22 protein-coding genes, 1 tRNA gene and 1 pseudogene are annotated in these 22,042 nt (G+C 74.5%); 6 read left to right on the top strand and 18 right to left on the bottom strand.

Translation table 11 applies throughout. From position 1 onward, the window contains the following. The 3 genes and pseudogenes from MY520_RS16815 to MY520_RS16805 all read right to left on the bottom strand — a co-directional run. Positions 1 to 382, bottom strand: a pseudogene (locus MY520_RS16815) (hypothetical protein); the annotation flags it as partial. Further along, positions 366 to 887, bottom strand: a complete 522-nt coding sequence (locus MY520_RS16810) for a sigma-70 family RNA polymerase sigma factor (RefSeq protein ID WP_436693700.1) — start codon at positions 885 to 887, stop codon at positions 366 to 368. The gene MY520_RS16810 and the pseudogene MY520_RS16815, both read right to left, overlap by 17 nt. Before the next feature lie 139 nt (positions 888 to 1,026). After that, positions 1,027 to 1,539: a flavin reductase family protein gene (locus tag MY520_RS16805; protein ID WP_436693699.1), complete on the bottom strand. Its 513-nt coding sequence runs from the start codon at positions 1,537 to 1,539 to the stop codon at positions 1,027 to 1,029. 35 nt (positions 1,540 to 1,574) lie between these two features. Here MY520_RS16805 and MY520_RS16800 point away from each other — a divergent pair, with 35 nt between their 5' ends. Next, positions 1,575 to 2,987 (top strand): dihydrolipoyl dehydrogenase family protein, encoded by a 1,413-nt coding sequence (locus tag MY520_RS16800; RefSeq protein ID WP_436693698.1) that lies wholly within the window; start codon positions 1,575 to 1,577, stop codon positions 2,985 to 2,987. Positions 2,988 to 3,018: 31 nt separating this feature from the next. Here the strand turns inward: MY520_RS16800 and MY520_RS16795 are convergent, their stop codons facing one another. The 4 genes from MY520_RS16795 to MY520_RS16780 form a co-directional block, all read right to left on the bottom strand. Continuing rightward, the gene (locus MY520_RS16795) at positions 3,019 to 3,546 is read right to left on the bottom strand and encodes an NUDIX domain-containing protein (RefSeq protein WP_436693697.1); all 528 of its coding nucleotides are present in this window, start codon (positions 3,544 to 3,546) and stop codon (positions 3,019 to 3,021) included. Between the two features lie 54 nt (positions 3,547 to 3,600). Further along, on the bottom strand, positions 3,601 to 4,386 hold the full coding sequence (locus MY520_RS16790; RefSeq protein WP_436693696.1) for a transglutaminase-like domain-containing protein: 786 nt from the start codon (positions 4,384 to 4,386) through the stop codon (positions 3,601 to 3,603). 71 nt (positions 4,387 to 4,457) lie between these two features. Next, the gene (locus MY520_RS16785) at positions 4,458 to 6,329 is read right to left on the bottom strand and encodes a putative bifunctional diguanylate cyclase/phosphodiesterase (RefSeq protein WP_436693695.1); all 1,872 of its coding nucleotides are present in this window, start codon (positions 6,327 to 6,329) and stop codon (positions 4,458 to 4,460) included. Between the two features lie 172 nt (positions 6,330 to 6,501). Beyond that, positions 6,502 to 8,109, bottom strand: a complete 1,608-nt coding sequence (locus MY520_RS16780) for a glycoside hydrolase family 16 protein (protein WP_436693694.1) — start codon at positions 8,107 to 8,109, stop codon at positions 6,502 to 6,504. Positions 8,110 to 8,417: 308 nt separating this feature from the next. On the opposite strand from MY520_RS16780, the gene MY520_RS16775 reads away from it, so the two are divergent. Beyond that, entirely contained in the window at positions 8,418 to 9,455 is a 1,038-nt protein-coding gene (locus tag MY520_RS16775; RefSeq protein ID WP_436693693.1) for an LLM class flavin-dependent oxidoreductase, read from the top strand. A gap of 73 nt (positions 9,456 to 9,528) precedes the next feature. On the opposite strand, the gene MY520_RS16770 is transcribed toward MY520_RS16775, so the two are convergent. Next, complete coding sequence (locus MY520_RS16770; RefSeq protein WP_436693692.1) at positions 9,529 to 10,230, bottom strand: DUF4333 domain-containing protein; 702 nt, start codon at positions 10,228 to 10,230, stop codon at positions 9,529 to 9,531. Positions 10,231 to 10,347: 117 nt separating this feature from the next. Next, positions 10,348 to 10,420 (bottom strand) — tRNA-Arg (locus MY520_RS16765). 135 nt (positions 10,421 to 10,555) lie between these two features. Here MY520_RS16765 and MY520_RS16760 point away from each other — a divergent pair. The 4 genes from MY520_RS16760 (at position 10,556) to MY520_RS16745 (ending at position 14,414) form a co-directional block, all read left to right on the top strand. Further along, the gene (locus tag MY520_RS16760; protein WP_436693691.1) at positions 10,556 to 11,362 is read left to right on the top strand and encodes a class I SAM-dependent methyltransferase; all 807 of its coding nucleotides are present in this window, start codon (positions 10,556 to 10,558) and stop codon (positions 11,360 to 11,362) included. Positions 11,363 to 11,546: 184 nt separating this feature from the next. Further along, a complete protein-coding gene (locus tag MY520_RS16755; RefSeq protein ID WP_436693690.1) occupies positions 11,547 to 12,089 on the top strand; it encodes a single-stranded DNA-binding protein in 543 nt (180 codons plus the stop codon). A gap of 103 nt (positions 12,090 to 12,192) precedes the next feature. After that, positions 12,193 to 13,863, top strand: coding sequence for an energy-dependent translational throttle protein EttA (gene ettA / locus MY520_RS16750; protein WP_436693688.1), 1,671 nt, complete (start codon positions 12,193 to 12,195; stop codon positions 13,861 to 13,863). Between the two features lie 134 nt (positions 13,864 to 13,997). Next, positions 13,998 to 14,414, top strand: coding sequence for an acyl-CoA thioesterase (locus MY520_RS16745; RefSeq protein ID WP_436693686.1), 417 nt, complete (start codon positions 13,998 to 14,000; stop codon positions 14,412 to 14,414). A gap of 18 nt (positions 14,415 to 14,432) precedes the next feature. On the opposite strand, the gene MY520_RS16740 is transcribed toward MY520_RS16745, so the two are convergent. The 9 genes from MY520_RS16740 to MY520_RS16700 form a co-directional block, all read right to left on the bottom strand. Continuing rightward, positions 14,433 to 14,867, bottom strand: coding sequence for a YccF domain-containing protein (locus tag MY520_RS16740; protein WP_436693684.1), 435 nt, complete (start codon positions 14,865 to 14,867; stop codon positions 14,433 to 14,435). A 142-nt stretch (positions 14,868 to 15,009) separates the two neighbouring features. Beyond that, entirely contained in the window at positions 15,010 to 15,546 is a 537-nt protein-coding gene (locus MY520_RS16735; RefSeq protein ID WP_436693682.1) for an MOSC domain-containing protein, read from the bottom strand. Further along, positions 15,543 to 16,184 carry an energy-coupling factor transporter transmembrane component T gene (locus tag MY520_RS16730; protein ID WP_436693681.1) on the bottom strand — a complete coding sequence of 214 codons (642 nt, stop codon included), beginning with the start codon at positions 16,182 to 16,184 and terminating at the stop codon, positions 15,543 to 15,545. Before MY520_RS16730 ends, MY520_RS16735 begins: the two co-directional genes overlap by 4 nt. Further along, positions 16,184 to 16,915 (bottom strand): energy-coupling factor ABC transporter ATP-binding protein, encoded by a 732-nt coding sequence (locus tag MY520_RS16725; protein ID WP_436693679.1) that lies wholly within the window; start codon positions 16,913 to 16,915, stop codon positions 16,184 to 16,186. The genes MY520_RS16730 and MY520_RS16725 overlap by 1 nt, the downstream gene beginning before the upstream one ends. 5 nt (positions 16,916 to 16,920) lie before the next feature. Further along, the gene (locus MY520_RS16720; protein WP_436693677.1) at positions 16,921 to 17,487 is read right to left on the bottom strand and encodes a biotin transporter BioY; all 567 of its coding nucleotides are present in this window, start codon (positions 17,485 to 17,487) and stop codon (positions 16,921 to 16,923) included. A 109-nt stretch (positions 17,488 to 17,596) separates the two neighbouring features. Beyond that, positions 17,597 to 19,189: a glycoside hydrolase family 13 protein gene (locus MY520_RS16715; protein ID WP_436693675.1), complete on the bottom strand. Its 1,593-nt coding sequence runs from the start codon at positions 19,187 to 19,189 to the stop codon at positions 17,597 to 17,599. Between the two features lie 76 nt (positions 19,190 to 19,265). Continuing rightward, complete coding sequence (locus tag MY520_RS16710) at positions 19,266 to 19,691, bottom strand: globin (RefSeq protein ID WP_436693673.1); 426 nt, start codon at positions 19,689 to 19,691, stop codon at positions 19,266 to 19,268. Continuing rightward, positions 19,688 to 21,109, bottom strand: coding sequence for an MFS transporter (locus MY520_RS16705; RefSeq protein ID WP_436693671.1), 1,422 nt, complete (start codon positions 21,107 to 21,109; stop codon positions 19,688 to 19,690). The genes MY520_RS16710 and MY520_RS16705 overlap by 4 nt, the downstream gene beginning before the upstream one ends. Further along, entirely contained in the window at positions 20,992 to 22,008 is a 1,017-nt protein-coding gene (locus MY520_RS16700; RefSeq protein ID WP_436693669.1) for a mechanosensitive ion channel family protein, read from the bottom strand. The genes MY520_RS16705 and MY520_RS16700 overlap by 118 nt, the downstream gene beginning before the upstream one ends. Between the last annotated feature and the right edge of the window lie 34 nt (positions 22,009 to 22,042).

The following is a 22,042-nucleotide window of genomic DNA, read 5'->3' as shown; positions in this document are numbered from 1 at the left end:
CGCGCCGGGCCGGGAAGATCGCCAGCCTGTCGTGGGCCGCTGCGACCCCGGCGCCCCCCACCAGGACCCCCGCGGCGACCGTGGCGACCGCGGCCCGCCGCACCGTCGTCCACCACCGGCCGCGCGCGGCGGCCGCCGCCGGCCGGCGTCCGGGAGCAGCCGTCGCCGCGGCGGCCGTGAACCGGGCCCAGGCCGCGTCGGTGTCGACGGTCCCGGCGGCGGACGGCGCGAGCGCCGAGCCGACGAGCTGCGCATCGGCGCGGGCGGTCTCCAGTGCACGCAGGCAGGTCGGGCAGCCGGCGACGTGGGCGCGGTCGTCGTCGGTCACGCCGGCCGGCTCGTCGACCAGCCGGCGCAGCACGCCCTCAGTCGGATGACGCATGACGGTTCAACTCCTCGCGAAGGGCGGACTCGGCGCGCCGCACGGTGGTGCCGACGCTGCCGGGGGACATGTCGAGCGCCGCGGCGACCTCGGCGTAGCTCCGGCCGCTGTGCCGCAGCACGAGGGCCACGGCCTGCTTGCGGGGCAGCCGGGCGAGCGCCGCCCGCACGCGGCTGCGGTCCTCGAGCGCCAGGACCGCCTCGGCCACGTCGGGCACGACGGCGGCCTCGGTGGCGGCGGCGGACTCCTCCCGCGACGTGCGGCGGCGACCCGAGCGGATCAGGTTCAGGGCGGTGTGGGCCGCGGCGACCGACAGCCACGGGCCGGCCTCGCCGGAGGGCACCGACGAGCGGGCGAAGGACAGGAACACCTCCTGGGCGACGTCCTCCGCCTGGTCCCGCGAGCCGAGGACCCGGGCGGCGACCCCGACGACCCGCTGGTAGTCGCGGCGGAAGACCTCACCGAGGTCGGCCCGCGCGGCTCCGCCGACCGCTCGAGTCGCCACCGCTCCGCCGTCCTCCCCCCGGACCCGGCGCCGGCCGCGACCGGTCACCGCCAGTCCGCCGGCCGGTGCCGGTCCTGCCGGCCGAACGAGCTCCATGCCCCTTCAGCACCGCCGGGGCGCGGAATGTGACAGTCCCCGCTCACCCGCGGCCCGCGGGCGCTCCGGAGCCGTCGACGTAGCGCCCCCGCAGCCGCACCAGCGGGTCGCCGGCCCCGGTCAGCACCGGCACGTCGACCACCTCGAGCAGGGCGAGCACGTGGTCCCCGGCCTCGATGAGCCGCTCCACCCGGCAGTCCAGCGCCGCCAGTCCGCCGTCGAGGACGATCGCCCCGCTCCCGGCCGCGCGCCGCCAGGACACCGACTCCAGCAGGTGGCGGGCGCTCGGTCGCCCCGCCGAGGAGAACCGGCTGGCGACGATGGCGTGCTCGGCGGCCAGCACGGTCAGCGCGCACCGGCCGACCGCCTCGAGCACCTCCGCCGGATAGCCGCCCGCGGTCAGCCCGACGGCCACCAGCGGGGGCCGCGCCGACACGCTCATCACCGAGGAGACGGTGGTGCCGACGTCGTCGATGTCGTCCTGCACCGTCAGCAGGCAGACCCCCGCGGCGTACTGGCGGAGGGCCTCGGTGAACGTGGCGGCGTCGACCGGCATGGCGGCGAGTGGACCACACCGACAGGATCCCTCAGGTGGAGAACACCTATGACGTCGTCGTCCTCGGGGCCGGGTCGACCGGGGAGAACGTCGCCGACATCGTCGTCCGGGGTGGGCTGACCGCCGCCCTCGTCGAGGCCGAGCTGGTCGGCGGGGAGTGCTCCTACTGGGCCTGCATGCCGAGCAAGGCGTTGCTGCGCGGCACCGAGGCGCTCGCCGCGGCCCGCGCGGTGGACGGCGCGCGGCAGGCGGTGACCGGCGAGCAGGACGTCGCCGCCACCCTCGCCCGCCGCGACTCCTTCACCCACCACTGGGACGACTCGTCGCAGGCGCAGTGGGTCGACCGCTCCGGCATCGCCCTGTTCCGCGGCACCGGGCGCCTGGACGGCGAGCGCACCGTCGTCGTCACCGGGGACGGCGGGACGAGGACCCGGCTGACCGCCCGGCACGCGGTCGCCGTCTGCACCGGGTCGGAGGCGGCCGTGCCGCCGGTGGACGGCCTGGCCGACGTCGCGCCGTGGACCCCGCGGGAGGCGACCAGCGCCAAGGAGGCGCCCGGCCGGCTGCTCGTCGTCGGCGGTGGCTACGTCGGGTGCGAGATGGCCATGGCCTGGCAGGCGCTGGGGTCGCAGGTCACCCTGCTGCAGCGCGGCGACCGGCTGCTGGACGACATGGAGCCCGAGGCCGGGGACGCGGTCACCGCCGCGCTGCGCGAGCGTGGCGTCGACGTCCGGCTCGGCACCGACGTCACCGCCGCCCGCCGGGACGGCGACGAGCTGGTGCTGCGGTGCACGAACGGCGAGCTGCGCGGCGACGAGGTGCTGGTCGCCGTCGGCCGCCGGGCGCGGACGCGGGACGCCGGGTTGGACACCGTCGGGCTGGAGCCGGGCGAGTACCTCGACGTCGACGACTCGCTGCAGGTGCGCGGCGTGCCGTGGCTCTACGGCATCGGCGACGTCAACGGCCGGCGGCAGCTGACCCACATGGGCAAGTACCAGGCCCGCCAGGCCGGGGCGGCGATCGTGGCCCGCGCCCGCGGCGAGCGGGTGTCGACGGCGGACTGGTCGCCGACCGCGGCCACCGCCGACCGGCTGGCGACGCCGTCGGTGGTCTTCACCGATCCACAGGTGGCCAGCGTCGGGCTGACCCGCGCGCGGGCGGCCGAGGCGGGCGTGCCGCACCGGGTCGTCGAGTACCCCCTGGGCAACGTCGCCGGGGCGTCGCTGCACGCCGACGGCTACACCGGGACGGCGGTCGCGGTCGTCGACACGGAGCGCGAGGTGCTGCTCGGCGTCACCTTCGTGGGGCCCGGGGTGGCCGAACTGCTGCACGGGGCGACCGTCGCGGTCGCGGGTGAGGTGCCGATCGCCCGGCTGTGGCACGCGGTGCCGGCCTATCCGACGATGAGCGAGATCTGGCTGCGCCTGCTGGAGACCTGGCGCGGCTGACCCGAGGGGCCATCGTGGCCACGATGGCCTGTCAGAGGCGGTCGAGGAGCAGCAGGCTGTAGCCGGCCAGGCTCGGCCCGTCGGTGAACCGGCCGTCGCGGACCATCGCCCGCAGCTCCGCCTCGGGCACGAACTCCGAGCGCATGTCGGCCTCGGTGGCCTCGCGCGCGACCGGGCCGGGCACCAGGTCGGTGGCCACCCAGACGTCGAACTCCTGGGTGCTCTGGCCCGGCGCGAGGTCGAGGTGGCCCAGGTGCCGCAGCGCGCCGGCCCGCAGTCCGGTCTCCTCGGCCAGCTCCGCGCGGGCCAGGTCCTCGGGGCTGCCCTCGGAGCCGGGCGTCCAGGTGCCCTGCGGGAACTCCCACGTGCGCCGGGCGACCGGGTGGCGGTACTGCTCGACCAGCCAGAAGCCGTCCCGCTCGTACGGCAGCACCAGCGCGAAGTGCGGCTTCTCGATGACGCCGTAGACGCCGGCCGACCCGTCGACGAGCTCCACCTGGTCCTCCCGCACCCGGATCCACGGGTTGCGGTAGACCTCTCTGCTGTCCGTCGTCCGCACGCGCCCATCCTGCCGGGTCCCGCCGCGGTCGGTCGGGGGGCAGGGGGCACTTCGTCAGGGCAGGGGGTGGGGTGCCGTCCCGGGCTCGGGCAGCCGGCCGTCGACGGTGGCCGTGACCGTCATCGACTCGAAGCGGGCGACGCCGCCCAGCGTGGTGAGGAACGCGACGTCGGCGGCGTCCCGGCCGGAGCAGATGCGGACCAGCGAGCGCACCGGCGCCAGGCGTGTCGCGTCCACGACGCACCACGTGCCGTCGACGTCGGCCTCGACGACGGCGTGGAAGTCCATCGGGTCCAGTCCCGGGGCGTAGACCGCGACCAGCCGGGCCGGCACCTCCAGGGCGCGCAGCAGGGTGACCGTCAGGTGCGCGTAGTCGCGGCAGACGCCACGGCCGGCCAGCAGGGTGTCGACGGCGGTGTCGACCGGGCGGCTGGCGCCGGAGGTGTAGACCAGCCGGTCGTGCACCCAGGTCGCGACGGTCTCGACCAGCTCGGCGCGCGGCAGGGTGCCGTCGAACTCGGTCGAGGCGAACCCCTCGAGCTGGTCGGACGGGCAGTAGCGGCTCGGGCGCAGCGCCTCGGCCCAGGCGGCCGGGGTGACCGCACGCGGGGGGCCGTCGCGGTCGGTCGCGGCGGTGTAGGCCACCGTCGTCGTCCCCGCGCCGAGCTCGACCCGGTGCACGCGGGCCTCGCCGACGGCAAGCTCCCGCACCTCCAGCGGCCGGCCGTCGCAGAGGACGGTGAGCTGCTCTTCCAGGGGCGCCGCCACCGCCACCTGGAGCAACGCCGTCGCCGGGGCGGGGGAGGAGATCGTCAGGGTCGCCGCGACGTCGGTTCGCACGCCCCCATCGTCGCCGCCGCACAGGTCAGCCGCCCTGTGTCGTCCCTCACGGCACCGCGCCTCGGTCGTGCTCAGTCCTGGTCGGGCGCCGGGTCGGAGGGCAGCGGCTCGGCCGGGGCGCCGGCGGGCGGCTGCTCGGCGGCCAGGACGTCCTCGACGGTGACCGTCCCGGGCGGGAGGGTCCCGGCCAGCTCGACGTCCTCGGTCGTCGGCTCGTGGCTGGGCAGCGGCGCGGGCCGGCCGAAGGCGTAGCCCTGCGCCATCACGCAGCCGTGGTCGCGCAGCCACTGCGCCTGCTCGAGGTCCTCGATGCCTTCCGCGATCACCTGCAGGCCCATGCCGAGGCCGAGCTGCACCAGACCCTGCACGAGCGCCGCGGTCGAGGGCTCGGTGACGACGTCGGCGACGAACGAGCGGTCGATCTTCACGGTGTGGATGGGCAGCCGGTGCAGCGCGGTGATCGCCGAGTAGCCGGTGCCGAAGTCGTCGAGTGCGAGGGTCACGCCGGCGTCGGTCACCTCGGACACCGCCTGCAGCGTCGCCTCGGCCGCGAACAGCGCCGTCGACTCGGTGATCTCCAGCTCCAGCCGCTCCGGCGGCAGGCCCGACTCGGCCAGGGCGTCGGTCACCAGCTCGGCGAACCCGGGCTCGGCCAGGTGGCGGGCGGAGATGTTGACGTGGACCCGCAGCCCCGCGGGCCAGCCGGCCGCGTCGAAGCAGGCCTGCCGCAGCACCCAGGCCCCCAGCCGCGAGGTGAGCCGGTTGTCCTCGGCGGCGGCCAGGAAGGCGCCGGGCGGCAGCAGCCCGCGGGTGGGGTGCTGCCAGCGGATCAGCGCCTCGTAGCCGAGCAGCGTCTCGTCCGAGAGCGCCACGATCGGCTGGTAGAACAGCCGCAGCTCGTCGGACTCCAGCGCGTGCCGGAGGTCGGCCTCCAGCTGCAACTGGTCGACCTCGCTGTCGCTGAGCACGCCGTCGTGCACCTCGATCCGGGCCCGGCTGCCGTCGGCCTGGGCGCGGGTCAGCGCGATGTGGGCCTGGCGGAGCAGGTCGTCGGGGGCGACGTCGTTGCCCAGGGTGAGGCCGACGCTGGCCGACAGCACGATCTCGCGGTCACCGATGAGGAACGGGTCGTCCAGGACCGACAGGAGCCGGTCGGCCAGCGCCCGGAGCCCCTCCAGGTCCTCGACGTCCTCAGCGAGGATGAGGAACTCGTCGGAGCCCAGCCGCACGGCGGTGTCCTCCACGCGGGTGCTCCAGCGCAGCCGGTCGGCGACCTGGATGAGCAGCTGGTCGCCGGCCTCGTGGCCGAGGACGTCGTTGACCGCCTGGAACCGGTCGAGGTCCAGGTGCACCAGGCCGACCTGCAGCCCGCGGCGGCGGGAGAGGGCGAGCGCGTGGTTGAGCCGCTCGCCCAGGGCCCGCCGGTTGGGCAGGCCGGTGAGCGGGTCGGTGAACGCCCGGCGGACGAGGTCCTCCTCCGCGCGCCTCCGATCGGTGACGTCCACCAGCGACAGGACGACGAACTGCGGCGTCCCGGTGCTGGTGTGGATGACCTCGTGCGACTGGGTGGCCCACAGCTCGCTGCCGTCGGCGCGGCGCAGCCGGCGCTCGCCGTCCACCCGCAGCCAGGGGTCCAGCGGCTGCTCGGCGGTCGGGGCCACGTCAGGGACCGGCGCCTCGTCGGGGTGGGCCAGCAGGTCGACGTGCCGGCCGACCATGTCCTCCGCCGGCCGGCCGGTGAGGGTGCAGAGGGCCTCGTTGACCACGAGGAGGTGCCCGTCGAGGTCGACGAGGGCCTTGGGGATCGGCGCGGCGAGGAAGAGGGCGCGGAAGAGCTGGCCGCGGTCGGCCAGCAGCGTGTCGATGGCCCGGAGCCGCGAGCCGGCGGCGGCGCCAGGGCTCCCCGCCCGGGGCCGCGGTACGTCGGGGGCACTCAGGTTCACCCTGACAGGGTGAGGGACCGATGCCGCCAAGTGACGGAACCTGCCCGCGGTGAGTCGTGGTCAACCGGACACACTCCGTGACGAAGTGCTCGTCAGCGGGGCCGGCGGGGCGGCTGGGGCGGGATGGATGACCCCGCCCTCGCGGGCGGGGCCGTCCCGGGTGCCAGGTCGGTCAGCCGAGCGTCCAGGCCCGGACGTAGTCGATCTGGACGTGGCCCTGCGCGGTGGCCGAGGGAGCCGGGCCGGAGAGCTCGGTCTCCGTCTGCAGGACCCAGCGCATCGGTGTGGTGGGGATCGCGGTCGGGTCGTTCGTCGTGAAGGGCTGCCCGTCGAGCACGAAGGTCACGCTGCCGGGCCGCCACTCGATGGCCGCGGTGTGCCAGTCCTGCATCGTCGTCCCGGTGTCGACGGCGAAGGCGTTGCGCGCCGGGTTGCCGGTGACGTCGTGCGAGAAGGCGGCGATCTCCTGGCCGAGGCTGCCCTCGGGGAAGTCGATCTCCCCCTCGTTCCAGTCGTCGGAGGCCGGCCACAGCAGCCAGGCCATCTTGTAGCCCGGGACGGTGTCGGACCGGAAACGGACCTCGTACCGCCCGTAGAGCTGGCCCTCGACGCTGCTGCCGTTGATGACCGGGGTGATGGCGGCGGTGGTCGCCTGCCCCCCGATGGTGTGCACCCAGACGTCGACGATGCCGTTGGCGACGGAGGTCGTCGTCTCGGTGTCGTAGCGGCCGTTCCCCGAGGTGTCGGTGAAGCCGTCGTAGCCGCCGTAGCCGGGGTAGACGTCGGTGAACTGGCCGATCGCCGCCGGGTTCGTGAACTGCTGGTCCAGGACGAGTTGCCACTCGGCGCCCGGGTCCACCGGCGGAGTCGTCGGTGTCGTCGGTGTCGTGGGTGTGGTCGGGGTGGTGGGCGTCGTGGGCGTGGTCGGGTCCGTGGGTGTCGTCGGGGTGGTGGGTGTGGTCGGGGTGGTGGGTGTGGTCGGGGTGGTGGGTGTGGTCGGGGTGGTGGGCGTGGTCGGGGTGGTGGGCGTGGTCGGGGTGGTGGGCTCCTCGTCCTCGTCGTCGTCGTGGTCCCGGCCCCACGGCGCGCGGTGGCCGTCGTCGTCGACGGTCACCTCCACGGTCACCGCATCCCCGATCTCCCCGTCGACGATCGGCGCCGCGAAGAACGTGTACGTCTCGCCCTCCTGCAGCCGCCGGACCTCGAGGGTGCCGGAGAGGTCGCGCACGGTCGTCGTGCGGGCGCCCGAGCCCGACGAGTCGGGGTCGTCCCGGCCGAGCAGGACGCCGTCGACGTCCTGGCCGTTGCGGTGGACGGTCCAGCGCAGCGTGACGGTGCCGTCCTCGGCCCAGGCGGCGAGGTCGATGCCGGCCTCGCCGCGTCCCCGGCGGTCCTGCCGCTCCTGCCACTCCTGGCTCCCGCGCTCGCGCTGCCGTTCCCGCTGCTCACGCTCCCAGGCATCGTCCTGATCGCCGGAGCCCTCGTTGCCGGAGCCCTCGTCCGCGGAGTCGTCGTCGGGGTCGCGGGAGCTGCCGCCGTCGGAGTTCCCGGAGTTCTCGTCGTTCCCGTCGCGGGTCCACGCGCGGTCGTCGTCGGCGGCCGCCCGCTCGCGGCGTTCGGACTCCTCGGCGCGGATGTCCTCGACCAGCGACCGGACGTCGGCCGCGTCGGGGGTCGAGGCCGAGGACCGGTAGGTGGCGCCCGAGTCCCCCTCGTCGGCGAGCGCGACCGTGGGGGAGAGCAGGACGCCGACGGTGCCGATGGTGGCGGCTACGGTCATGCGCGAGGACTTCACGGGTGGGCTCCCCTGGGATCGGTACTGCTGGGGCCGCGCTCGGCCGCCGGACCTGCGCCCGGGGCTGTGGCGGATCACGGCGGCGTCGGCGCTACCCCGTGTGCTGGCGGTCCGGCCGACACGGAGGTCGGCCGGTGCTCAGACCCTGCCTGCGCGGGGGCGGCGTCCGGCACCCCCGGCCGGGTCACGTCGCATCCCCAGTTCGGGGGAACGGACCCGTTCCGCTCTTGCTGTTCCGGGAATCCGGTGGGTGGCCCCGGGGGTTTGGCTCCGTGACGGAGAGAGGAGCCGGGATGGACCACGGCAAGCGGATCGGGTTCCTGTCCTTCGGAAACTGGCAGCCGATCCCCGGCTCGCAGGTGCGGACCGGGCGGGACGCGCTGGTGCAGAGCGTCGAGCTGGCCGTCGCGGCCGAGGAACTGGGCGTCGACGGCGCGTTCGTGCGGGTGCACCACTACGCCCGCCAACTGGCCTCGCCGTTCCCGCTGCTGGCTGCGATCGCCGCTCGCACCGGTCGCATCGAGATCGGCACGGGCGTCATCGACATGCGGTACGAGAACCCGCTGTACATGGCGGAGGAGGCGGCCGCGACCGATCTGCTCAGCGACGGCCGGCTGCAGCTGGGGATCAGCCGCGGGTCACCCGAGACGGCGCTGCGCGGCTCGGAGGCGTTCGGGTTCGTGCCGCCGGAGGGGAAGACCGACGCCGACTTCGCCCGGCAGAAGACGGCGCTGTTCCTCGCCGCGATCGCCGGCCAGCCGGTCGTGGACGCCGATCCCGCCATGACCGGTGGCGCGCAGGGCCGGCTGGCGATCCAGCCGCAGTCGCCCGGGCTGGCCGACCGGATCTGGTGGGGCTCGGGCACCCGGGCCACGGCCGAGTGGACGGCGCGCCAGGGGCTGAACCTAATGAGCTCGACGCTGCTGGTCGAGGACACCGGCGTGCCCTTCGACGAGCTGCAGGCCGAGCAGATCGCCCGCTACCGGTCCGCGTGGACGGAGGCGGGGTGGGACCGGGAGCCGCGGGTGTCGGTGAGCCGCAGTGTCATGCCTCTCGTCACCGACCTCGACCGGCAGTACTTCGGCGAGCGCTCCGGGGAGGACCAGGTCGGCCTGCTCGAGGGCGTCCGCGCGCGGTTCGGGAAGAGCTACGTCGGGGAGCCCGACCAGCTCGCCGAGGAGCTGGCCAAGGACGCGGCGGTGCGGGAGGCCGACACTCTCCTGCTCACGGTGCCGAACATGCTCGGCGTGGACTACAACGCACGCCTGCTGGAGACGATCGTCGCGCACGTGGCGCCGGCCATCGGCTGGGTGCCCCCGGCGCAGCGCTGACGACGAGGGCGGTGGCCCCGGGCTGACCCGGCGCCACCGCCCTCGTCGTCCGGCCCCCGGAGGGGCCAGGTGCTCAGAGCACCTCGTAGGTGACGTCGCCGGCGTCGTCCACCGTGGCGGCCACGTCGACGGCGTCGGTGGCGTCCGTCGCGTTGGTCACGGTGCAGGGGATCGCCGTGCCGGCGGCGTCGACCAGGACGGTCCGGCCCTCGGTCTCGCAGCTCGCGGTGGCCTCGACGCCGGCCTGGTTCCCGATCTCCTGGGCGAGGAAGGCCTCGACGTCGGCCACGACCACGAACTGGTTGTCGCCGGTGATCTGGACGTTGCCCTCGTCGTCGGTCTGGTCGACGGTGAAGGTGGCGGGCTGGCCGTCGAGCGTCGCGGTGCACGAGAAGCTCTCACCGGCCACCGCCTCGACGTCCTCGGGGCACTGGACGTCGGCCGCCGCCACGCCGACCTGCTCCTCGGTCATTGCGGCGATCTGCCGCTCGGCCTCGGCGGTGTCGATGGTCGTCGTGCCGAACAGGAATACCGCGCCGAGGGCGAGGCCGCCCAGGACGACGAGCGTGGCGACGATGCCACCGATGATCGCGCCGGTCCTCTTGCGCGGAGCCGGCGGCGGGCCGCCGAAGCCGCCCGGCGGAGGCCCGAACGGCGGCTGGCCGAGGGGCGGAGGCCCGAACGACGGCTGGGCGAGGGGCGGCTGGCCGTAGCCGCCGGCCGGCGGGACGGGCGGCTGCGGGGCGAAGCGGGGGTCGTGGATCTGCTGGGTCATGGTTCCTCCTCCAACGGGTTCGGGAGGAACCATGACGGCGGGTGCTTTCGACGGACTTGTCCCCGCCTGGTGCCGCACTTGGAGGACGGCTCAAGTCGTCGGGCCAGGGGCCGGGGGCGCGCCCGGCAGGGATCGAACCTGCGACCAAGTGCTTAGAAGGCACCTGCTCTATCCGCTGAGCTACGGGCGCTCGGGTGCCGATCATCGCACCTGGCGCTCCCGCGCGGCCCGCAGCAGCGCCGACCCGCGACCGCCCTCCTGGTGACTGTCGCCCGAGCGGGTGACCATGTGCGGCGCACCGTCGCCGATCGTCGGGAGGCGTGCCGTGGGCGGAGTGACCCCGACCGGGGCACCGTGGGCGGGTGGCGCCCACTACGAGGCGTACGTCGGGCGGTGGAGCCGGCTGGTGGCACGGCCGTTCCTCGCCGGGCTGTCGGTGCCCCGGGGGAGCACCTGGCTCGACGTCGGGTGCGGAACGGGCGCGCTGACCGGAGAGGTGCTCGCGGCGTGCGCGCCGGCGGCGGTGGTCGGCGTCGATCCCTCGGCCGACTTCCTCGCCTCCGCCGCCGCGCAGGTGCGGGACGGCCGCGCGTCCTTCCGTCAGGGCACGGCCCAGGCGCTGCCCGTGGCCGACGGCTCCGTCGACGCGGTGGTCTCGGGCCTGGTGCTCAACTTCGTCTCCGACCGCCGTCTCGCCCTGGCCGAGATGCGGCGTGCGGCGCGGTCCGGCGGCGTGGTCGCGGCCTACGTCTGGGACTACGCCGGGGAGATGCAGCTGATGCGGTACTTCTGGGACGCCGCCACCGACCTGGACCCCGCCGCCGCCGATCTCGACGAGGGGCGGCGGTTCCCCGACTGCGCGCCGGGGCCGCTGCACGACCTCTTCGCCGCCGCGGGGCTCGAGGACGTGACCGTCGAGGAGACCGTCGTCCCGACCGTCTTCCCCGACTTCGACGACTACTGGACGCCGTTCCTGGGTGGGACCGGACCGGCACCGGCGTACGCCGTGTCGCTGGCGGACGAGCACCGGGCCGCGCTGCGGGAGGCCCTGCGCTCCCGCCTGCCCGTCGGCGACGACGGCTCCATCTCGCTCACCGCGCGGGCGTGGGCGGTGCGCGGTCGGTGTCCCTAGCGACGTCATGCCCGGCAGCAGACCACTCCACCGGTGCGGGCGGTCCGCCGCCGTCCACAGGCGGCACCGTCGTCCACAGATGCTCCGGAGCGGTCGGCCGACCACCGGCTCGGGCCCAGGGTCGGGGGACACCGGCACCGTGCCGGTGGCGCCGGTCCCCGGCGCAGCAGCCCCGAGGAGCACCGTGAACGACACCCACGTCACCGTCGTCGGCAACGTCGTCGACTCGCCCCGCCGCGTGCGGCTGGAGAACGGCACCGTCACCAACTTCCGCATGGCCTCCACCGCCCGCCGCTACGACAACCGGGCGCAGGAGTTCGTCGACGCCGGCACCTTCTGGGTCGACGTCGAGTGCTGGAACGACCTGTCCGGCAACGTGTCCGGCAGCGTCAGCAAGGGCGACCCGCTGATCGTCCACGGCACGCTGACCACGCACAGCTGGGACAGCGACAACGGCCGGCGGAGCACGCCGCGCATCCGCGCGTTCGCCGTCGGGCCGAACCTCGCCCGCGGGACGGCGGAGTTCCGGCGGAGCAGGTCGGCGCGTCCCGGCGAGCCCGCCGACGCGGCGGCCGACGGCCCGCTGTCGCCGTCGGCTGCCACCGCGGAGGACGCCTTCCCCGCGTTGTCCGCGGTCCCGGTGTCCGGGCGGGACTACGTGGAGGACCCTTCGGCGTTGCACGACGTGACCGCCGAGGACCTCACCGCGGAGCCCGCGCACGTCTAGTCGCCCGGGCTGGGAGGATCGGAGGCGAGAACGCACGGGGGCGGGCCGGCAGCCCGCCGGCCCGCCCCCCACTCGCGAATCGACGGAAGGCCTGCGAAACCCAGTGGCTCAGTACATCTACACGATGGTGCGTGCGCGCAAGGCGCACGGCGACAAGGTGATCCTGGACGACGTCACCCTGTCGTTCCTGCCCGGCGCCAAGATCGGCGTCCTCGGACCGAACGGCGCCGGCAAGTCCACCGTCCTCAAGATCATGGCCGGTCTGGAGCACGCCTCCAACGGGGACGCGAACCTGGCGCCGGGCGCCTCGGTCGGCATCCTGCTGCAGGAGCCGCCGCTCAACGAGGAGCTCGACGTGCGCGGCAACGTCGAGGAGGCGGTCAAGCCCCTCCGCGACGCCCTGACCCGCTTCGAGGAGGTCAGCGCGGCGATGGGGGAGCCCGACGCCGACTTCGACGCCCTCCTCGGCGAGCAGGGCGAGCTCATGGAGTTCATCGAGAACCACGACGGCTGGGAGCTCGACGCCCGCATCGAGCAGGCGATGGACGCGCTGCGCTGCCCGCCGGGCGACGCCGACGTCACCGTGCTCTCCGGTGGTGAGCGCCGCCGCGTGGCGCTGTGCAAGCTGCTGCTCGAGGCGCCGGACCTGCTGCTGCTCGACGAGCCCACCAACCACCTCGACGCCGAGAGCGTGGCGTGGCTGGAGCAGCACCTGGAGAAGTACGCCGGCACCGTCGTGGCCGTCACCCACGACCGGTACTTCCTCGACAACGTGGCCCAGTGGATCCTCGAGCTCGACCGCGGCCGCGCCTACCCCTACGAGGGGAACTACTCCACCTACCTGGAGACCAAGGCCGCCCGGCTCAAGGTCGAGGGCGCCAAGGACGCCAAGCGGGCGAAGCGCCTCAGGGAGGAGCTGGAGTGGGTCCGCTCCGGCGCCAAGGCCCGCCAGGCCAAGAGCAAGGCCCGCCTCCAGCGCTACGAGGAGATGGCCGCCGAGGCCGACAAGTACCGCAAGCTGGACTTCGAGGAGATCCAGATCCCGCCGGGTCCGCGGCTGGGCAGCGTCGTCGTCGAGACCCGGGACCTGACCAAGGGCTTCGGTGACCGCCTCCTGATCGACGACCTGTCCTTCACCCTGCCGCGCAACGGCATCGTCGGCGTCGTCGGCCCGACCGGCGTCGGCAAGACCACGCTGTTCAAGATGCTCGTCGGCGAGGAGAAGCCCGACGACGGCGAGATCAAGGTCGGCGAGACGGTCAAGCTGTCCTACGTCGAGCAGAACCGTGCCGGCATCGACCCGAAGAAGACGCTGTGGGAGGTCGTCTCCGACGGCCTGGACCACATCCAGGTCGGCAACGTGGAGATGCCCTCGCGGGCTTACGTCGCCGCCTTCGGGTTCAAGGGCCCGGACCAGCAGAAGCCGGCCGGCGTGCTGTCCGGTGGTGAGCGCAACCGCCTCAACCTCGCCTTGACCCTCAAGCAGGGCGGCAACCTGCTGCTGCTCGACGAGCCGACCAACGACCTCGACACGGAGACGCTGACCAGTCTTGAGTCCGCGCTGCTGGAGTTCCCCGGCTGCGCCGTGGTCGTGAGCCACGACCGGTGGTTCCTCGACCGCGTGGCGACGCACATCCTCGCCTACGAGGGCGAGTCGACGTGGTTCTGGTACGAGGGCAACTTCGCCGACTACGAGAAGAACAAGGTCGAGCGGCTCGGCCCGGAGGCCGCCCGCCCGCACCGCGCCACCTACCGGAAGCTGTCCCGGGACTGACGAAGGACCCTCAGCAGAGGGGCCACCGACGGCCGGCCGGAGCTCGCGCTCCGGCCGGCCGTCGGCGTCTCCGGGGCTGCCCGGTCGCCGGTCCGCCCGGGCGGCACCTGCGGCGGTGCGGCAGGGTGTCGGCCGTGCGGTACACGGTGCAGGTCCCGATGCGCTGGTCGGACATGGACGCCTACGGCCACGTCAACAACGTGATCTTCCTGCAGTACTTCGAGATGGCCCGCGTCGACCTGTTCTTCGAGCGGGCGTCGCTCGAGGAGCGGACCGGCCTGCGCCGCGGCACCGTCGTCGCCGCGCACGACGTCCAGTACAAGCGGCCGGTCGTCTACTCGCCCCGCCCGCTCGACGTGCAGATCTGGGTGTCCGCCATCCGGGCCGCCGCGTTCACCTGCCACTACGAGGCCTTCGACCACGAGCACCTGGCGGTCACCGGCAGCACACTGCTGGTGCCGTTCGACTTCTCGATCAACCGGCCCCGCCGGCTCACGCCCGACGAGAAGGAGTTCCTCGGCCGCTGGACCGATGAGGGGCCCGTGAGCTGACGGCTGCGCCGGTTCCGCTCAGTGGGCCGGGACGCCCGGCCGCACCACGGCGCCCCCCGCCGGCATCCAGTCGCGCGGGGGAGTGGTCTCCACGACCAGCTTGCCGAGGGGGAACAGGCCGACCGCGGCGAGCTTGAACGAGGCGATGCCGAACGGGATGCCGATGACGGTCAGGCAGAAGGCGACGCCGCTGACGACGTGGACCAGGGCCAGCCACCACCCGGCCACGAGGAACCACACCAGGTTGCCCAGCGCCGAGGCCGCACCGGCGCCGGGTGCTCGCACCGTCGTGCGACCGAAGGGCCAGACCACGAAGCCGGCCAGCCGGAAGGCGGCGACGCCGAAGGGGATCGTCACCACCAGCAGACACGCGACCAGGCCCGCCAGCGCGTAGGCGAGGGCCAGGATCCAGCCCTGGAAGACCAGCCAGACCAGGTTCAACAGCGTGCGCACGGTGTCCACACCTGTTCCACGGGCCGGGCCGGCGGGAGGTTCCTGCGCGGGAGCTCGTGCTCTGCCCGCGGTGGTGGGCAGAGCACGAGCCTCCTGGAGGGTCACCCCGCCCCGGCCGGCGCCGGACGGCCGGGCGCGGTGCTCAGCCGGCGACGACCCGCGGCACGGGGCGGTCGGCGCCGACGGGGGCACCTCGCCGGGCCGCCTCCTCCTCCGGGACCGCGCGCACCGGCACGCCGGGAGCGATGTGCGCGCCGACGAACACCGCCGCGTTGATGCCGCCGCGGTGCACCATCGCCTTCACCAGCCGGGCTCCGGTCAGCCGCTCCAGGTGGGTGCACGGCGGGCAGCGCTTCATCCCGAACAGCAGCGCGTCGCCCACCGCGAACCAGCGGCCCACCAGCGACGGCAGGTCGATCCCGGTGGTCACCAGGTTGCGCCGGGTGTCCCCGGGCGTGAGCTCGACGCCCGCCTCGGCCGCCACCGCGGCGACGTCGGCGGCGTCGATCAGGGTCAGCTGCTTCTCCAGGTCCGGGTACGCGGCCCACGTGCCGCCGCCCAGCGCGTACCGGTCACCCTCGAGCCCCTGGCCGGCCAGCAGTCGGGCCGTGGGGACCCGGCGCATCGGGCCGGCCGCGGTCCCGGTCAGCCAGATCTCGGCGAGCACGCCGTCGGTCACGTCGTCCCCAGGGAGGTCCGCCGCGCTGTGCGGGCGGGGGCGTCGTCGGCGCCGCGGGCGTCCAGTGCCTCGCTGAGGGTGTGCGCCAGCCGGAGCACCGCGATGAGCAGCGGGACGAGCATGCCGATCCGGACGCGGTCGGCGCCGCGGGCGGCCTGGGCCTCCCGGATCCGGGCGGCCTGCTCGGCGACCAGCGGGATGAACCGCAGGGTCATCGCCACCACCAGCCCCACCCGGGCCGGCCGGACGCCGACCAGCTGCAGCGGGCGGGCCAGCCACTCCACCACCGCGACCAGCGCGGTCACCCGGGTGGTCGCGGTCACGATCGCGGCGGCCAGCACCAGGGTGAGCAGCCGCAGCACCGCGACCGTGCCGGTGACCGGGTCGGTGACCAGCAGGTGGAAGACGAACAGCCCGGCCAGCCAGAGCCACACCGGTCGCGCCTGGGCGGCCAGCGCGGCGGCGGGCAGCCGGGCCACGACCAGCCCGACCAGCAGGACGGCGGCCAGTGCCCCGGCCACCACGAGCGGCCGGGCGGTGGCGAACAGCCCGATCCCCAGCGCCGCCAGCGCGGCCAGCTTTCCCCCCGCCGGGGCCCGGTGCACCGGGCTGGCGCCCGGTAGGTACAGCGACAGCATCAGCCCATCCTCGCCAGGTACCAGGGCACCGTCTCGGCCGGTGCGCCGTCGGCGGCCACCCGGCCGTCCTCGAAGACCAGCACCCGGTCGAAGCCGGCCAGCAGCTCCAGGTGGTGGCTGACCACCACGACGTCCTGCTCCAGTTCGGCGATCACCCGGGCCACCCGGCGGGTGTTGGCCAGGTCCAGCAGCGTGGTCGGCTCGTCGAACACGATCCGCTGCGGGCGCATGACCAGCACCCCGGCGATCGCCAGCAGCTGCTTCTGCCCGCCCGAGAGCAGGTGCGCGGGGTGGTCGCGGTGCCCGGCCAGGCCGTAGCGGACCAGCACCTCGTCCACCCGGCGGGCGATCTCGTCCGGGGGCAGGCCCTGGTTGGTCAGCCCGAAGGCGACGTCCTCGGCCACGGTGGGGTGCACGATCTGCGCGTCGGGGTCCTGGAACACGAACCCCACCCGGCGGCGCACCTGCCGGGCGTGGGTGCGGGTGTCCAGGCCGTCGACCAGCACGGTGCCGGCCGAGGGCAGCACGAGGCCGTTGAGCAGCCGGGCGAAGGTGCTCTTGCCCGATCCGTTGGCCCCGATCACGCCGACCCGGGACTCGGTCAGCGTCACCGACACCCCGGCCAGCACGCTCCGGTCGCCGTAGGCATGGGCGACGTCGCGCAGCTCGATCCCGGTCCGCGGCCGGGCGTCCGCGACCGCGACCGCGGCGCCGCGCCGTCCCCACCGCATCGAGCTCAGCCGGTGGTGGCGCGCCGGGTCGGCAGCTCGATCACCGGATAGGCGCGGCGCACCGCGACGGCCACCACCGAGGCGGCGACCGCCTTGACCGCGTCACCGGGGAGGAAGGCCAGCGAGCCGGTGGCCGCCGCCGACAGCGGGATGTCGGTGTACAGGCTGGTGAACGGCACCCCGATCGCGTAGATCACCAGCACTCCGCCGACCAGGTTGGCCACCAGCGCCCAGGCCAGGTTCAGCCGCCGCCACCACAGCTGGGTCAGCGCACCGATGACGAACGCCGCGATCGGCCAGCTGTACAGAAAGCCCGCCGACGGCCCCACGAACACCGCCAGCCCGCCCCGGCCACCGGACAGCAACGGCGCGCCCATCGCCACCACCGCCAGGAACACCAGCAGCGCCAGCCCACCCCGCCGCGCGCCGAGCACTGAGCCGGCCAGCATCACCCCGAGGGTCTGCGCGGTGATCGGCACCGGGATCCCCGGCACCGGCACCGGCGGCAACAGCCCCAGCACCGCCACGATCGCCGCGAACAACGCCACGTAGGCGAGGTCCCTGGTCTTCACGGTGCGCTCCTCCCGACGGCGCGGCGGCGCCGCACGATCTCCGGCGGAAGGTACCGGAGCGGCGCCGTCGCCCTCGGGCCCGGAGGGCTCGGCGTGGGCTCGGCGGGGGCTAGGCGTGCAGCCAGACCGCCGCATCGGTGGGCAGCACCCCGGCCCCGACCTCGGCGCTGGCCAGCAGCACCTCGCCCTCGGGCAGGGGGACGTCGTCGCCCGACAGGTTGAGCAGGCAGACCAGGCCGCCGGGACGGCGGAACGCCAAGCAGCCCTCCGGCGCCGGGAGCCAGGCCAGGGACTCGCCGGCGAAGACCGGGGAGGTCCGCCGCAGCGCGAGCGCCGATCGGTACAGCGACAGCATCGAACCGGGGTCGGCCGCCTGCGCCTCCGCGGTCAGCGGCCCCCAGCCCTGCGGCATGGGCAGCCAGGTGTCCGCTCGGGTGGAGAAGCCGTAGGAGGGCTCGGTACCCGACCACGGCACCGGGATCCGGCAGGCGTCGCGGCCCGGTTCGGCGTGCCCCGAGCGCTCCCAGATGGGGTCCTGCAGCGCCTCGTCGGGCAGGTCGACGTCGGGCATGCCGAGCTCGTCGCCGTTGTAGACGTAGGCCGCGCCCGGCAGCGCCAGCTGCAGGAGCGCCGCGGCACGGGCACGCCGGGTGCCCAGCTCGCCCCCGCCGTAGCGGGTCACGTGCCGCGGGCGGTCGTGGTTGGACAGCACCCAGCAGGCCGGCGCGGGGGTGCCCGCCACGGTGGCCAGCGAGTGGACGACGGCGTCGCGGAGCTCCTCGACCGACCAGTCCGAGGTCAGCAGCTTGAAGTTGAACGCCAGCTGCAGCTCGTCCGGGCGCAGGTACCGCGCCAGCCGGTCGTCGTCGGAGACCCACACCTCGCCGACGGCCATCGCCCCGGGGTGGGCGTCGAGCACCGTCCGGATGTGCCGGTGCACGTCGTGCACGCCGTCGTCGTCGAAGCGGTGGTCGCCGGGGCCGTGGTCGTCGAGCAGGCCGGTGTCCTGCATCGGCTGCATGTCCGGCAGGCCGGTGGGCTTGGCCATGCCGTGCGCGACGTCGATCCGGAAGCCGTCGACGCCGCGGTCCAGCCAGAACCGCATCGTGGTCTCGAGGTCGGCGAGCACCTCGGGGTTGGTGAAGTCCAGGTCCGGCTGCTCGGGCGCGAACAGGTGCAGGTACCACTGGCCGTCGGGCACCCGCGTCCACGACGGGCCGCCGAACACCGAGGGCCAGTTGTTCGGCGGCTCGGCGCCGTCCGGGCCACGCCCGTCGCGGAAGACGTACCGCGCCCGCTCGGGGGAGCCGGGTGCGGCGGCGAGCGCGGCCCGGAACCACACGTGCAGGTGCGAGGTGTGGTTGGGCACCAGGTCGACGGTGACGCGGAGGCCGACGGCGTGCGCCTCGGCCAGCAGCGCGTCGAACTCGGCGAGGTCGCCGAACGTCGGCTCGACGTCGCGGGGGTCGGCCACGTCGTACCCGTGGTCGGCCATGGGGGAGGGGTAGAACGGCGTGATCCACAGCGCGTCGACGCCCAGCTGCACGAGGTGCGGCAGCCGCTCCCGGATGCCGGCCAGGTCGCCCACGCCGTCGCCGTTCCCGTCGGCGAAGCTGCGGATGTAGACCTGGTAGAAGACGGCGTCGCGCCACCAGTCGGGGCCGGTGGTGCGGGCAGCGGTCAGGGACGGGTCCGGTGTCACCGGGCTCCTCGGGGTCGAGCGGGCGTCGGCCCCGTCGCGAGGAGGACGGGGTCCTTCTCCAGGACGAGGTCCTTGTTCAGATGGTGGAGAGGCCGCCGGGCGCGTCGTCGGGCCAGCGGTTCTGCATGCTGCGGGCGGCCATCTCCATGTAACCCCAGAGCGTGGCGTCCTGCTCGGGGGTGAGCTCGAGCGAGTCGACGGCGTCGCGCATGTGCGACAGCCAGGCGTCCCGCTCGGCGGCGCCGATCGCGAACGGGGCGTGCCGCATGCGCAGCCGCGGGTGGCCGCGCTGCTGGGAGTAGGTGGTGGGGCCGCCCCAGTACTGCTCGAGGAACCCGCGCAGCCGGGCCTCAGCGCCCGCCCAGTCGTCCTGCGGGTACAGCGGCGCGAGCACGGGGTCGGTGCGGACGCCGGCGTAGAAGCGGGCCACGAGCCGGGCGAACGTCGGGGCGCCGCCGACCTCCTCGTGGAAGGTCCGCGCCGAGGGCAGGCTCGAGCTCACGACTCCGATGGTCCCGCAGCGGACGCCTCCGCTGCCACGTGACCCTGCGTACGTGTGAACGACAGCAGCGGCAGGACGACGGCGACCAGCCCGATGCCGCCGATGAGCGCGACCACCCCGCCGGCCGACAGCCCCTCCGCGGCGAGCCCCGCGGCGAGGACGCCGAGTCCCTGCACGCCGTACAGCCCGCTCACCGCGACCCCGAAGGCCCGCCCGCGGAAGGCCGACGGGACCGCCTGGACGAAGGCGACGTTCAGCGGGATCACCCAGGAGGCCCCCAGGCCGGCGACGAACATCAGCGCGACGACGAGCACATAGGTGCCGCGGCCCGGCCCGGCCCACACGGTGACGAGGCCGGCCAGCAGGATCGGCACCAGGGACAGCGCCACGAGGGCGGGCACGAGCCGCTCCCGCTGGCGCTGGGTCGCGGCCCGGGCGATGAGCAGCCCGCCCAGGGTGACCCCGAGCGGGTTGGCCGCGAGGAGGACGCCGACCTGCGTCGCGCCCTCGCCGAGCTGGTCCACCAGCGGGGTGGCGATGCCCTCGGAGGCGTTGACGAAGAGGGTGCCCACCCAGGTGAGCGCGATGATCGCGCGCAGCCGGGGAGTGCGGCCGATCAGCCGCAACCCGGCGCCGGCGTCCCGCCAGATCGAGCGCGCGGCGCCGCCGTCCGGGGCCGGACGGCGTTCGAGCCGCGCCCACAGCCACAGCGCCGAGACGGCGAACGTGGCCGCGTCCAGCAGCAGCACCGCCGACGGGTGCAGGACGGCGACCAGCGCACCGGCCAGCACGAAGCCGACCACCTGGGCGATCTGGGAGCCCACGTTGGTCAGCGAGCTGGCCACCGCGTACCGGTCCGCGGACAGGACGTCGGCCATCAGCGCCGACCGGGCCGCCTCGAAGGGCGGCGCGCACAGGGCCACCACGAACAGCAGGCCGAGCAGCACGGGCAGCGGCGTCCCCGGGATCACCATCCCGGCCACCAGCAGCGCCCGGGCCACGTCGGTCGTGATGAGCACCCGGTGCCGCGGGAAGCGGTCGGCGAGGGTGGACAGCACCGGACCGCCGAGCAGCCACGGCAGGTAGCTGATGCCGAAGGTGATCGCCGACAGCAGGGCAGAGGAGGTGCGCTGGTAGACCAGGACCGTCAGCGCGACCCGGGCGAGCTCGTCGCCGATCGTCGACAGCAGGTAGCTGCCGAACAGCGGCCGGAACTCCCGCTCGGCGAAGACCTCGCGGAAGGTCGCCGGGCGGCTCTGCGCTGCGCCGGCGGACGTCGTCCCCGTCGGCGCGGTGCCGCTCAGCGGACCCCCGCCGCGGCGCCGGAGACGGTGCCGAGCAGCGGGAGCGGGGTCTTGATGCCCTCGAGGACGAAGCGCTCCTTGAGCCGCATGCGCAGTTCGCGGGCGACCCGCCACTGGTCGGCGTTGGTGGTGCGCACCTGCAGCCGCATGAAGACCCCCTCGGAGGTGATCTGCTCGACGCCCAGGGACTCCGGCGCGGCCAGCAACACGGCGGCCCAGTCGATCTCGTCGTACATCTCGTCGGCCGCCTCCTGCATGACGCCGCGGCAGCGCTCCAGGTCGGTGTCGTGGGCGACCGGCATGTCGATGACCACCTGGGCGAAGCCCTGGCTCTTGTTGCCGACCCGCATGATCTCGCCGTTGCGGGCGTACCAGACGACGCCGTTGACGTCGCGCAGCCGGGTGATCCGCAGGCCCACCGCCTCCACGGTCCCACTGGCCTCCCCGAGGTCGACGACGTCGCCGACGCCGTACTGGTCCTCCAGGATGATCCCGATCCCGGCGATGAAGTCCTTGACCAGGTTCTGCGCGCCGAAGCCGAGGGCCACGCCCACCACGCCCGCGCTGGCGAGGATCGGGGCCAGGTTGATGCCCAGCTCGCCGAGCACCAGCACCACGGCGATCCCGAGCACGACGATCGAGGAGAAGCTGCGCAGCACCGAGCCCATCGCCTCGGCGCGCTGGGTGCGCCGGGCGGCCACCTGCCCGGCCGGGTCGGTGTCCGCGGCGGCGCGGCCGCGGCGGGCCCGCAGGATCGTCGGCACGCTGCCGGAGGCGGTGCGCTCGGTGAGCCGGCGGATGGCGCGGTGGGCCAGGACGCGCACCAGCGTGGCCAGGACGACGATCAGCAGGATCTTGGCGGGCGTGGCGATCAGCGCGCGGGCGTTCTCCGCCAGCCAGTCCAGCCCGAACCAGTCGTAGACCTGCTGGCAGAGCCAGTAGTCGGCGCAGTCGGGAACGGAACCGGCGAGGCCGTCATCGGCGGCCGCGAGCACGGACGGTGAAGCAGTCATCACTCAAATACTCTCAGGTTCGAGCCCCGACGGG

The sequence above is a fragment of the Geodermatophilus sp. CPCC 205506 genome (genome assembly GCF_051383635.1).
In the GTDB taxonomy this organism is placed as follows: domain Bacteria; phylum Actinomycetota; class Actinomycetes; order Mycobacteriales; family Geodermatophilaceae; genus Geodermatophilus.
The sequence above is the reverse complement of the archived record's forward strand: the minus strand, read 5'-3'. Positions and strand labels throughout refer to the sequence as shown.